Source organism: Pseudomonas sp. So3.2b, from assembly GCF_019464415.1.
Taxonomy (GTDB): Bacteria; Pseudomonadota; Gammaproteobacteria; order Pseudomonadales; family Pseudomonadaceae; genus Aquipseudomonas; species Aquipseudomonas shahriarae.
On the sequence record NZ_CP080494.1, the window covers coordinates 2,889,535 to 2,901,550 of the forward strand.

Sequence of the window (12,016 nt, forward strand, 5' to 3'; positions counted from 1 at the left end):
CACGGGTTATGCCTTGCGCGATTTATCCAACCACTCCATCGCCGTACGCCAGATACAAATCCCCAGGAAATACGCCGACATCAACAACCACAAGCCCATGGTCAGCTTGTTGGTGTACGGCTGGTCGATCACCAGCAACAGGCTGCACAGCAGCCACACCGTGGTCACCGCAATATTGATCGGCATAAAGCGCTTGACCCGGAACGGGTGCAGGAACTTCATCGGCGTCACCGTCAGCAGCGCCAGGCCGATCACCGTGGCCAAGGTTATCCAGGCGTCCGGGTCGATAATGTAGACACACAGCGCCACCACATTCCAGGCCGCGGGGAAGCCCTGGAAGTAGTTGTCCTTGCTCTTCATATTGACGTTGCAGAAGCAGAACAACGACGACACCAGGATCACCGAGACGGTGAACAGGTGGGTGAAGTCCGGCAGGTCGATATAGCGGTAGATAAACAGCGCCGGGATAAACACATACGTCAGGTAGTCAATCACCAGGTCCAGTACCGAGCCATCGAAGCTTGGCAGCACGGTCTGCACATTGACCCGCCGCGCCAGCGACCCGTCCACGCCATCCACAATCAACGCCAGGCCCAGCCACAGCAGGCAGGCCTTGGGTTGGTTCTCCAGCAGCGCCAGCGTCGCAAGGAAGGCCAGCACCACGCCGGTGGCGGTAAAGCCATGGGCGCCCCAGGCTTTGAGTCTGGCTACATGCAGGGTCGATATCACAGGGGCGTTCTCCAAAAGGTGAAACGGGGCAGCCGACGGCGGTTGAGCGTCGAATCTGGCCAAGGGATGCAGGTATCGACCGGGAAGGAGGGGATAAGGTTCACCACCAAGGCCTTAGGTTGAGCGTAGCAAGCGCAGAAGGATTCGGCATCAGCCCTGACGGAACACCAGGGCCTTCAGACCACTTTGCGGATCAATGTCGGGAAATTCCGGCGGGTTTGCCAGGCGCTGCTCAAAACGCAGCCCCGGCGCTTCGCGGGTGACGCCCTCGATCAGGAAGTCTTCGCCCAGCGCCGGGTCATTCATGCAGGCCAAGACCGTGCCTTGGGGTGTCAGCAGGTCGGGCAGGCGACGCAGCACGCGCTGGTAGTCCTTGGTCAGCAGGAAGCTGCCTTTCTGAAACGACGGCGGGTCGATGATCACCAGGTCATAGGGGCCGCTGCTGGTGACTTTCGCCCAGGACTTGAACAAGTCATGCCCCAGGAAGCTCACCTTGCCCAGGTCATGGCCATTGAGCCGGTGATTGTCGCGACCCCGGCTCAGGGCGCCACGGGCCATATCCAGGTTGACCACATGCTCGGCCCCGCCCTCGATGGCGGCCACGGAAAACCCGCAGGTATAGGCAAACAGGTTCAGCACTCGCAAGCCACGGGCGTGTTCGCGCACCCAGTTGCGGCCGTAGCGCATATCCAGAAACAGCCCACTGTTCTGCTTTTTGCCCAGGTCGATGCGATAACGCAGGCCGCCTTCGGTGATGGTCAATTCCTCGACCCTCTCGCCCCACAGCCATTCGGTGGTGCTTTGCGGCAAGTAGCGATGTTGCAGGGCCAGAGTGTGGGCGCCGGCCTGTTGCCATTCGCGGCTTTCGCAGAGCTCGCGCAGTTGGTGTTGCAAGGCTTGCAGTTGCGCGGGCTCAGGCTCCTTGAACAACGAAACCAGCACCACGCCTTGCAGCCAATCCACGGTCAACTGCTCCAGTCCCGGCCAGCAACGACCCCGGCCGTGGAACAGGCGACGGGTTTCCACGGGCACGTCACGCAGGGCGGTCAGCAAGTGAGTGTGGAGCAGGGCGAGGGCGTCTGGGGTCATCGGGCAGCGTCGATCATTAAACGGGCGGCATTTTAAACACAATTGCGTTGACTCAGGTGAAGGAAGCACAACGTGCTTTTAATCAGCCATGTTTAAGCGTTTTGTGCTGCAAATCGCCCTTTGACCTACCCAGAACAGTCAAAAAATCCTTTTGGGCAGACATAAACTGGAAAAAACAGCTCGGAGGTGCCCATGAACGGTTTCGTAAAGACAGTCAATCAAACAGCCATTGACCAGCAGGAGCTCACCGAGTGGCGCGACGCCCTGGACTCCCTGGTACGGCATGCCGGCTCGGAGCGCGCGCGGGAGATCCTCGATATGCTGGCCGATGCCGGCAATACGCCAGCCATCGGTTGGAAACCGCGCCACGGCACGCCCTACATCAACAGCATCGCCGTAGACCAGCAGCCACACTTTCCCGGCGACCTGGCGACCGAAGAGCGCCTGGCCTCGCTGGTGCGCTGGAACGCCCTGGCCATGGTGGTGCGTGCCAACCAGGCCTATGGCGAACTTGGCGGCCATATCGCCAGCTATGCCAGCGCGGCGGACCTGTTCGAGGTGGGTTTCAACCATTTTTTCCGTGCCCGTCACGACAACGTCGGCGGCGACCTGGTGTTCTACCAGCCGCATTCCGCGCCCGGTATTTACGCGCGGGCCTTTCTTGAGGGGCGCCTGAGCGAGCAGGACCTGGCCCACTATCGCCAGGAGCTGGGCGCGGTCAAGGCCGGCGCCCGTGGCCTGTCGAGCTATCCGCACCCGTGGTTGATGCCGGACTTCTGGCAGTTCCCCACCGGCTCCATGGGCATAGGCCCGATCAGCTCGATTTTCCAGGCGCGCTTTATGCGTTACCTGCACCATCGCGGCTTGCAGGACACCACCGACCGGCACGTCTGGGGTGTGTTCGGCGATGGCGAGATGGACGAGCCGGAAAGCATGTCAGCCCTGACCCTGGCCGCCCGCGAAGGCCTGGACAACCTGACCTGGGTGGTCAACTGCAACCTGCAACGCCTCGATGGCCCGGTGCGCGGTAATGGGCGGATCATCGACGAGCTGGAGGCACTGTTTGCCGGTGCCGGTTGGAACGTGATCAAGCTGGTGTGGGGGTCGGACTGGGACGCCTTGCTGGCCAAGGATGAGGACGGCGCGTTGGTGCGCACCTTGTCCCAGACCGTGGACGGGCAGTTCCAGACCTTTGCCGCCAAGGACGGTGCCTATAACCGCGAGCACTTCTTTGGCCAAAATGAATCCCTGGCCAAGCTGGCGGCCGGCTTGAGCGATGAGCAGATCGACCGTCTCAAGCGCGGCGGCCACGACATGCTGAAAATCCATGCTGCCTATCACGCCGCGCGGCGGGTCAAGGGGCGCCCTACGGTAATCCTGGCCCAGACCAAGAAAGGCTTTGGCATGGGCGAGGCCGGGCAGGGCAAGATGACCACCCACCAGCAGAAAAAACTCGATCGCGACGCGCTGATCGGCTTTCGCAACCGCTTCCAGTTGCCCCTGAGCGACGAGCAGACCGAATCCCTGAGCTTCTACAAACCCGCCGCCGACAGCGCCGAAATGCGCTACCTGCACCAGCGCCGCGCAGCCTTGGGCGGTTATGTGCCCAGCCGCAGCCAGAGCGCTGAACCGGTGCCTGTGCCGCCAGTGAGTGGCTACGGCGGTTTTGCGACCCAGGCCGAAGGCAAGGAAATGTCCACCACCATGGCCTTTGTGCGCATGCTCAGCAACCTGCTCAAAGACAAGGCCCTGGGCCCGCGCATCGTGCCGATTGTCGCCGACGAGGCACGCACCTTCGGCATGGCCAACCTGTTCAAGCAGATCGGCATTTATTCCAGCGTCGGTCAGCGCTACGAGCCGGAAGATATCGGTTCGATCCTCAGCTATCGCGAAGCCACCGACGGGCAGATCCTTGAGGAAGGCATCAGTGAAGCCAGCGCTATCAGTTCCTGGGTCGCGGCGGCCACCAGCTACTCGGTGCATGGCTTGCGCATGCTGCCGTTCTACATCTACTACTCGATGTTCGGTTTCCAGCGCGTGGGCGACCTGATCTGGGCCGCCGCCGACCAGCGCGCCCGGGGCTTTTTGCTCGGCGCCACGGCGGGGCGTACCACCTTGGGCGGCGAGGGCCTGCAGCACCAGGACGGCAGCAGCCACCTGATGGCCGCGACCGTGCCCAACTGCCGTGCTTACGACCCGGCGTTTGCCGGCGAATTTGCGGTGATTCTCGACCACGGCATGCGCCAGATGCTTGAGCACGATGTGGACGAGTTCTACTACGTGACCCTGATGAACGAAAACTACCCGCAACCGACCCTGCCCGAAGGCGTCGAGGCGGCGATTATCAAGGGCATGTACCGCCTTGAGGGCAGTGCCGGGGCCAAGGTGCGCCTGCTCGGCTCCGGCACCCTGGTGCGCGAGGCCCAGGCCGCCGCGCAGTTACTGGCGGACGATTGGCAGATCGACAGCGAGGTATTCAGCGTGACCAGCTTCAGCGAACTGGCCCGCGATGCGCGTGAGGTGGAGCGCTGGAACCGCCTGCATCCACTGCAAATCCCGCAGCGCAGCCACCTGGCGACCTGCCTGCCCGACGGCGCGCCGGTGATTGCCGTCTCGGACTACGTGCGGGCGGTGCCGCAGATGATCGGTTCCTACCTGGGGGCCCACTACACCGTGCTCGGCACCGATGGCTTCGGGCGCAGCGACACCCGTGCGGCGTTGCGCGATTTCTTCGAGGTGGACCGCCACCACATCGTGCTCGCCGCGCTGGCCGCCCTGGTGGAACAGGGCAGCCTGGAGGCGCAGGTGTGTCAGCGGGCGATTGAGCGATACGGCCTGCACACCGAGCGTGCGGCGTCGTGGACTCACTGACACCTCAAGGTAAATGAGGACCAAATGTGGGAGCGGGCTTGCTCCCACAGGGGGTTTTGGGTGTGCTTTAGAGGGTAGCAATCAACGCCGGCCCAAACGCCTCGCGCAAAAAATCCGGCGCGATGTAGCGCTGGTAATGCGCCTGCGACAACAGGAAAAACTCCCGATCAATCGCATCACGCAAATCCGCCAGGTGCCGCTCGCGAAACTCCGGTAGCAACGCCAAGCCATACGCATCCAGCCTGGAAATCACCCGCGCGCCCCGGGCAATCAGTTGATAGGCCCAGCAATAAGGCGACTGGTGCGGCATAAAACGGATCTTGCGCTCTTCCAGTTGCTGGCGCAGGCGCGCCGGGTCAAACACCTCCAGCTTGCTGGTCATGACCTGCACCAGCAACTGCTCAAGGCGCAGCCAGACCGCTTGTTTTTCCTCGGCGCTGTAGCCATTCCACTGAATGACTTCATGGTGATAGCGCTTGCAGCCACGGCACACCAGGTCGCCATACACGGTGGAACACAGGCCGACGCACGGCGTCTTGATGGTTTGATTGGGCATAAAAACCGCGTCTTTCCTAATCCACTACAAAAGGGTTCACAGGCGCTGCAGAGCGCTGAACTGCTGGTTCAACCACTGATACAACTGGGTGACCGCCCGCGACATCTGCCCGCGATGGGGGCAGGCGAAGCTCAAGGGGTACACATCCCCGGGAATCTCCGGCAACAGCACCACCAGGCGCTGGGCCTGCACATCGGCATACACATCCAGCCAGGTCTTGTAGGCGATGCCTTCACCGGCGACGGCCCAGCGCCGCACCACATCGGCGTCGTCACTGAACAGGGGGCCGGTGACTTGCACGGTCTGTTCGCCTAGCTCCCAGCGGTCATGCAGGCGGCCGTTTTGCAGGTAGAGCAGGCACGGGTGGCGGCTCAGGTCGTCGACGGATGTCGGTGTGCCGTGGCGCGCCACGTAGTCCGGTGATGCCACCAGCACCCGGCGGTTCCAGGGCGCCAGGGGCAGGGCGATGTAATTGGCGTCCTCGTTCCAGCCATAACGCAGGGCTACGTCCACCGGGTCGCGAAACAGGTTGGTGACCTGGTCCGACACCAGAAAGCGCAAGCTCAACTCAGGGTGCTGGCGGCGAAACTCGGTGAGCATCGGCAGCAGGATATTGCGCCCCAGGTCCGACGGCGCGGCGATCTGCAAGGTGCCACGCAGTGGCGCGTCATCGCCGCGCAAGCGTTCGCGGCCCAGCTCCAATTGCTCCAGCACGCCACGGGCGGTGGGCAGGTACTGTTCGCCCTCGGCGCTCAGGCGCAGGCTGCGGGTGGTGCGGGTAAACAGGCGCACCTCCAGCTCCCGCTCCAGGCGCTTGATCGCCGCCGCGACCTGGCCCGGCAACAGGTTGGCCTCCACGGCCGCGGCGGTGAAACTGCCCAGGGCGGCGCTGCGCAGAAACAGCCCGAGATCATCGATGCGGATCATTTTCACTCCAGCAATGAAAGTGTTGCTGCATTTTGTCGATTTTTCTTCTCCCTGGGAACGGTAAAGATGCAAGCCATCGAGGGCCATCGCCCCTCATCACTCGTGAGTTCCCATGAAAGCAATTACCTTTACCGAGCATGGCCTGCCCATCGACGACCCGCGCTCGCTGATTGATGTGAATATCGAAGCCCCCCAGCCGGGCCCTCGGGACCTGCTGGTGGAAGTGCAGGCCGTGGCGGTCAACCCGGTCGATACCAAGGTGCGTTCCGGCACCTTTGCCAAGGAGCCGAGAATCCTCGGCTGGGACGCGGCGGGCATCGTGCGCCAGGTGGGCGCCGACGTGACCCTGTTCAAACCGGGCGACGCGGTGTACTACGCCGGCTCCCTGATCCGCTCCGGCAGCTACAGCGAGTTCCAGGTGGTTGATGAGCGCATCGTCGGCCATCGTCCGCGCACACTGGATGCGGCGCACGCCGCCGCCTTGCCGCTGACCTCGATCACCGCCTGGGAGCTGCTGTTCGACCGCCTGGGCGTGACCGAAGGCGGCGGCGAGGGCGATGTGCTGCTGGTGGTGGGGGCTGGCGGCGGCGTGGGTTCGATCCTGGTGCAACTGGCCCGTCAACTCACCAACATGACGGTGATCGGCACGGCTTCGCGCCCGGAAACCATTGGGTGGGTCCAGCGCATGGGGGCCCATCATGTGATCGACCATCGCCGGCCGATGCTGGCCCAGCTCCAAGCGTTGGGCATTGACGCGGTCAGCCATGTCGCCAGCCTCACGCATACCGAGGAGTACCTGCCGCAACTGGTCGAAGTGCTTCGCCCACAAGGGCGGCTGGGGTTGATCGACGATCCCGCCAGCCTGGATGTGATGCCGCTCAAGCTCAAATCCTTGTCCTTGCACTGGGAACTGATGTTCACCCGCTCGTTGTTTGAAACGGTGGATATGATCCAGCAACACCACCTGCTCAACCGGGTTGCACAACTGATCGACCAGGGCGTGTTGCACACCACCCTGGGCGCACATTTCGGTGCGATCAACGCGGCCAATATGCGCAGCGCCCATGCCCTGGTCGAAAGCGGCAAGGCGCGGGGCAAGATTGTGCTTGAGGATTTCCAATGAACACCCTGATCAAAGCCATGGGCTTATCGCTGTGTATGATGCTCGCTGCATGTGCCAGCCAACCTACCAACGGAGTCGCCAGCATGACCAAACCTTTGATATCCATCGCCGTACTCAAGGCCAAGCCAGGCCAGGAACAAGCACTCAAGGCAGGCCTGCTGGCCTTGGTCGAGCCAACCCGCACCGAGCCTGGCAACCTGGATTACGTGTTGTTCGAACTGCGTGATGAGCCGGGCACGTTCTATATGCGTGAAGCGTTCAAAAACCAGGCGGCCCTCGATGCGCATTTCGCAATGCCGTACTTCCAGCGCTTTGCCGCCACGGCGGATGACTTGCTCCAGGAACCCCTGAAACTGATCTTTCTTGAGCAAGTCTCGAACTGATGCGTGGCGCCTGATAGATCGCTATCGCCGGCAAACCGGCGATAGCATTGGATCAATCCCAGCTCAACGCCCCACCAGTCTGATACTCGATCACGCGGGTCTCAAAGAAGTTCTTCTCTTTCTTCAAGTCCATGATCTCGCTCATCCACGGGAACGGGTTAGTGGTCCCTGGGTATTCTTCCTTCAAGCCGATCTGCGACAGGCGACGGTTGGCGATGAACTTGAGGTAGTCCTCCATCATCGCCGCGTTCATGCCCAACACGCCGCGCGGCATGGTGTCGCGTGCGTATTCGATCTCCAGCTGGGTCCCTTGCAGGATCATCTGGGTCGCTTCTTCCTTCATGTCGGCATCCCACAGGTGTGGGTTTTCGATTTTGATCTGGTTGATCACGTCGATGCCGAAGTTCAGGTGCATCGACTCATCGCGCAGGATGTACTGGAACTGCTCGGCCACGCCGGTCATTTTGTTGCGGCGGCCCATGGACAGGATCTGGGTGAAACCGCAGTAGAAGAAGATGCCTTCCAGCACGCAGTAGTAAGCGACCAGGTTGCGCAGCAGTTCTTTGTCGGTGTCGACGGTGCCGGTTTCGAACTTCGGATCGGAGATCGAACGGGTGTACTTCAGGCCCCAGGCTGCCTTTTTGGCGACCGATGGGATCTCGTGGTACATGTTGAAGATCTCGCCTTCATCCATGGCCAGCGATTCGATGCAGTACTGGTAGGCGTGGGTGTGGATCGCCTCTTCGAAGGCCTGGCGCAGGATGTACTGGCGGCACTCCGGGTTGGTGATCAGGCGGTACACGGCCAGCACCAGGTTGTTCGCGACCAGGGAATCGGCGGTGGAGAAGAAGCCCAGGTTGCGCATGACGATGCGACGTTCGTCGTCGGTCAGGCCTTCGGGGTTTTTCCACAGGGCGATGTCGGCGGTCATGTTGACCTCTTGCGGCATCCAGTGGTTGGCGCAGCCGTCGAGGTATTTTTGCCAGGCCCAGTCGTACTTGAAGGGTACGAGTTGGTTGAGGTCGGCGCGGCAGTTGATCATGCGCTTTTCGTCAACGGCGACACGGGCGGAAGCGCCTTCGAGTTCGGCGAGGCCTTCGGCGACGTCGAGTTTGTCCAGGGCAGCCTTGGCGCGCACGATGGCGGCGGAGTCGTTGGCGGTGACGGCGCGGGCTTCGATGGCGGCGGCAGCGCCGGCACCGTCGAGGCGGTCCATGTTGGCTTCGGTGGCGTGGCCGGCGTTGGTGCCACGGATGACCGCTGCACCGGTGTCTTCGTTGTCGACTTCGTCCCAACTCAGCATGAAATACTCCTTCCTGGTCTGTTCTGGCGGCGTATGAAACCGTCCAGAAAACTCGATGATTACCGGCTTCGCACACTATGTAGTGGTCGGCTGCCTGGGTGGGCACACTATATGGTGTGTCGGAAAGTTGGTCAACGCACAACATGTGCGGTCTTCGGTCGCTGCCCGGCGCAAGATCGGCTATAACGCCTGGGTTTACTGGCCACACTCGGAATCTCAAGGGAATGAAAAATCTACTGATCCGCCCAGCGACCCCAGAAGACGCCGAGAGCATCTTCCTGGTGCATAAAAACTCCGTCGAAAACCTGTGCAATGCCGACTACGGTCCCGAGCAGATCGCCATGTGGCTCGACGGTCGCTCACCTGAGACCTACCGCTCGGCCATCGACGCGGGCAACCTGTGGTTGGCTTGCAACGACAGGCTCCAGGGCTTCGTGGAGATCGACGGCCATGAAGTCAGCAAGTTGTTTATTCGCGGGGAGGCAGCCGGGCAGGGGCTTGGTGCGCGTCTGCTGGCCGAAGCTTTGCAGCGCATCGCCGCAGCTGGGCATGACAGGGCCTATCTGGAGGCGACCCTGACCGCCGAAAAATTCTATGCCTCGCATGGCTTCCGCAAGATTGGCGAGGGAACATTCAGCCGGGGCAATAGCCCGGTGTCCATTGAGATCATCAAGATGGAGCGGGCTTTGTAGTTCGGTGCTCTACCAGTTGCTTCTTGCTGGTCCTGCAAGACTGCCTGCGTCTGCTCTGGAAGACGGGAGTTGTGATCCAGGCAAAGGCCAGTGTGTGCAACGTTCGCTATCAGTAATGTGGGGTTCTTCAGGGGTGGGGTTGGGTACATATCCGTTGCTGCGGTCACGGCCACTTAGGGTTCCGCTTTTACAGCGGGTCACTTTTGGAAAAGAGCCCCAAAAGTAACCAAAAGGGCTCTTGCCCCACCACTCGGTGCCTCGCCTAGGCTCGGCATGCCCGCAGTCAGGCATTGCTCCGTGGGCCCGCCGCGATCGGCCATCCATGGCCGTGTCGCGGCTACCCCGGCATCCATGCCGGGGTGCCCACTGCGCAATACCTGCCTGCGGCCATCGTGGTTTAACGGGGCGCCTAAGATCAAAAGCCAGATCAAAAGCAGAGCAACAGCAAAGCCGGGGTGCGAAGCTGCCTTCCCCTGTGGGAGCTGGCTTGCCTGCGATGGCGGTTCATCAGCCAATACATTTATCGACTGATACATCGCCATCGCAGGCAAGCCCGCTCCCACAGGAGTCCGCGCACGCTTCGACGATCAGGTCGGCTGTCAGGCCGCCTCGCTTTGCTTTTGATCTGAGGCGCCCCGTTAAACCACGCTGGCCGTCATCCGATATTGATTTGGGGGGTAAACCGGCAGGACGCCGGTTTAGCCGCGCTGGGCCATGGATGGCCCATCGCGGCGGCCCCCCAAATCAATGTCGGATGACGGGCACACCGAGCCTGGGCGAGGTGCCGAGTGGTGGGGCAAGAGCCCTTTTGGTTACTTTTGGGGCTCTTTTCCAAAAGTGACCCGCTGTTGAACTGCCCCCCGAATGTTGGACAGGGACGCTATTGATTCAGCGTCTGGATACGAAATTGTACCGGACTCAAGCCATTCAGTCTGAGGCTTATGCGGTCTTGGTTGTAGTAGGCAATGTAATCCTCTATGCCTGATGCCAGCTGCTCCACACTCTCAAATGATTCCAGATAGAAAAACTCGCTCTTGAGTGTGCCGAAAAAGCTTTCCATGGCGGCATTGTCCAAGCAATTACCCTTGCGCGACATGCTCTGCTCGATGCTCTTTTCGGCCAGCATATGTCGGTAGGTAGGCTGCCTGTACTGCCAACCCTGGTCAGAGTGCAGTATTGGTTTTTCATCTCGACTCAGTCGCCCGAAGGCTTTTTCCAGCATCATCGAGACCATCCTGAATTCGGGACGTCGGTTGATCTGGTAGGCCAGGATCTCGCCGTTGTACAAATCCATGAGAGGCGAGAGAAACAGCTTTTGCCCCTTCACCTTGAACTCCGTCACGTCGGTTACCCATTTCTGGTTAGGGGCTTCTGCCTTAAATTCGCGCTTTAGTAGATCAGGCGCAACAAGCCCTTCAGCACCTCGGTAAGAGCGATATTTCTTCACTTTGACCAGCGACTTGAGGCCCATTATCTGCATCAGCCGATGCACCTTTTTGTGATTGATCAACTCACCACTGTTTCCAAGGGTCGCAGTGATACGGCGGTAGCCGTAACGCCCCTTATTCCCGTGAAAGACGCTGCGGATGCGATCTTTAAGGTCGGCATGCTTGTCGGTTAGCAGTGTTTTGCTTTGGTAATAGAAGGTGCTGCGTGCAAGTCCCGCTGCACGTAGCAACAGAGCAAGTGGATGCTCATGCCTCAATCCTTGGACGGCCTGCGTTTTTTGGCTGCGCAGTACGGGGATCCGCTTGGATTAAGGCATCGAGCTTTTTTAAATAGGCATTCTCCGCGCGCAGATAGGCCAGTTCTGCGAGCATTTGTTCAGGGGTCAGCTCTGCGTCCGCAGGAAGAGCAGGACTTGCTTTGGGTTGTCTGGAAGGTTTGCGGGGCATGCTGGACTCTTGAAGACGATGCGGTTGTAGCGCTTCTACGCCGCCCTCATCGTACAGCTTTTGCCACTGCCTGATACTGCTTGGGCCACGGATATCAAACTGTATACAGGCCTGTTGGGCCGACAGTCCGTCTTGTTCGATGCACTGCAAAACCTTCAATTTAAACTGGGCATCGTAATGGCTGTACTTAGCAATCAAGCCAGAGGAACCGTGCTTTTCAAAACCCTTGATCCAGCGCCGCAGTAGCGATGGACTCAAGCCATGCCTGAGGGCCACCTCATGAACGCTACTGGCAGACAGACACTCTTCAATCAGTGATTGCTTGAGCGCTAGGTTGTATTTCGTCATGGAACACCCTCCCGAGGGGTCAGGTGTCCAACATTCGGGGGGCAGTTCATGTAAGAGCGGAACCAATAGCCGCCGTTACCGCAGCAACGGATATGTACCC

The 12,016-nt window shown here is 60.6% G+C and carries 10 protein-coding genes; 4 read left to right on the forward strand and 6 right to left on the reverse strand.

Annotated elements, in window-relative coordinates:
* Window positions 1-6 precede the first annotated feature (6 nt).
* Window positions 7-729, reverse strand: a complete 723-nt coding sequence (gene pcsA / locus K1X80_RS12865) for a phosphatidylcholine synthase (protein WP_057441892.1) — start codon at window positions 727-729, stop codon at window positions 7-9.
* Between the two features lie 150 nt (window positions 730-879).
* A complete protein-coding gene (locus K1X80_RS12870) occupies window positions 880-1,818 on the reverse strand; it encodes a class I SAM-dependent methyltransferase (protein WP_057959537.1) in 939 nt (312 codons plus the stop codon).
* A gap of 192 nt (window positions 1,819-2,010) precedes the next feature.
* Here K1X80_RS12870 and mdeB point away from each other — a divergent pair, with 192 nt between their 5' ends.
* Entirely contained in the window at window positions 2,011-4,689 is a 2,679-nt protein-coding gene (gene mdeB / locus K1X80_RS12875) for an alpha-ketoglutarate dehydrogenase (RefSeq protein WP_057959538.1), read from the forward strand.
* 67 nt (window positions 4,690-4,756) lie between these two features.
* Here the strand turns inward: mdeB and K1X80_RS12880 are convergent, their stop codons facing one another.
* Window positions 4,757-5,245 (reverse strand): DUF1289 domain-containing protein, encoded by a 489-nt coding sequence (locus K1X80_RS12880; RefSeq protein ID WP_057441896.1) that lies wholly within the window; start codon window positions 5,243-5,245, stop codon window positions 4,757-4,759.
* A 36-nt stretch (window positions 5,246-5,281) separates the two neighbouring features.
* Complete coding sequence (locus tag K1X80_RS12885; protein ID WP_057959539.1) at window positions 5,282-6,172, reverse strand: LysR substrate-binding domain-containing protein; 891 nt, start codon at window positions 6,170-6,172, stop codon at window positions 5,282-5,284.
* Window positions 6,173-6,284: 112 nt separating this feature from the next.
* Here K1X80_RS12885 and K1X80_RS12890 point away from each other — a divergent pair, with 112 nt between their 5' ends.
* Window positions 6,285-7,295: a zinc-binding alcohol dehydrogenase family protein gene (locus K1X80_RS12890; protein WP_186626175.1), complete on the forward strand. Its 1,011-nt coding sequence runs from the start codon at window positions 6,285-6,287 to the stop codon at window positions 7,293-7,295.
* A gap of 83 nt (window positions 7,296-7,378) precedes the next feature.
* The gene (locus tag K1X80_RS12895) at window positions 7,379-7,678 is read left to right on the forward strand and encodes a putative quinol monooxygenase (RefSeq protein ID WP_057441906.1); all 300 of its coding nucleotides are present in this window, start codon (window positions 7,379-7,381) and stop codon (window positions 7,676-7,678) included.
* A 52-nt stretch (window positions 7,679-7,730) separates the two neighbouring features.
* Here K1X80_RS12895 and K1X80_RS12900 read toward each other — a convergent pair whose 3' ends face one another.
* The gene (locus tag K1X80_RS12900) at window positions 7,731-8,981 is read right to left on the reverse strand and encodes a ribonucleotide-diphosphate reductase subunit beta (RefSeq protein ID WP_170045163.1); all 1,251 of its coding nucleotides are present in this window, start codon (window positions 8,979-8,981) and stop codon (window positions 7,731-7,733) included.
* A 224-nt stretch (window positions 8,982-9,205) separates the two neighbouring features.
* On the opposite strand from K1X80_RS12900, the gene K1X80_RS12905 reads away from it, so the two are divergent.
* Window positions 9,206-9,673 (forward strand): GNAT family N-acetyltransferase, encoded by a 468-nt coding sequence (locus K1X80_RS12905; RefSeq protein WP_057439736.1) that lies wholly within the window; start codon window positions 9,206-9,208, stop codon window positions 9,671-9,673.
* An 880-nt stretch (window positions 9,674-10,553) separates the two neighbouring features.
* Here K1X80_RS12905 and K1X80_RS12910 read toward each other — a convergent pair.
* A protein-coding gene (locus tag K1X80_RS12910; protein ID WP_220172934.1) for an IS3 family transposase occupies window positions 10,554-11,916 on the reverse strand; the annotation gives its coding sequence in 2 pieces (ribosomal slippage) (window positions 10,554-11,402 and window positions 11,404-11,916; 1,362 coding nt in all).
* Between the last annotated feature and the right edge of the window lie 100 nt (window positions 11,917-12,016).